This is a genomic window from Streptomyces doebereineriae, from assembly GCF_031845645.1.
GTDB lineage: Bacteria > Actinomycetota > Actinomycetes > Streptomycetales > Streptomycetaceae > Streptomyces > Streptomyces canus.
Map to the genome: position 1 here is coordinate 1 of NZ_JAVREZ010000507.1, position 408 is coordinate 408.

Here is a 408-nt window from a genome sequence, read left to right on the forward strand (position 1 = left end):
GGATCTGGACGAGGCCGCCGACCGGGTCGCAGGTGAGGCCCAGGTTGTGTTCCATGCCGATCTCGGCGGCGTTCTCCACCTGCTCGGGGGAGCCGCCCAGGACCTCGGCGAGGGCGCCGGCCGCCATCGAGCAGGCCGAGCCGACCTCGCCCTGGCAGCCGACCTCGGCGCCGGAGATGGAGGCGTTCTCCTTGAAGAGGAGGCCGATCGCGCCTGCGGCCAGGAGGAAGCGGACGACGCTGTCCTCCTTCTCGGCCTCGGTGCAGCCGTGGGAGGCGAAGTTCATGTAGTAGTGCAGAACGGCCGGGATGATGCCCGCCGCGCCGTTGGTGGGGGCGGTGACCACGCGGCCGCCCGCCGCGTTCTCCTCGTTGACCGCCATCGCGTAGAGGGTGATCCACTCCATCG

1 protein-coding gene is annotated in these 408 nt (G+C 70.8%); it reads right to left on the bottom strand.

Annotated features, from left to right (window positions below):
* A partial coding sequence (locus RNB18_RS53000) for an L-serine ammonia-lyase, iron-sulfur-dependent, subunit alpha (RefSeq protein WP_311721177.1) occupies positions 1-408 on the bottom strand: 408 nt, incomplete at both ends.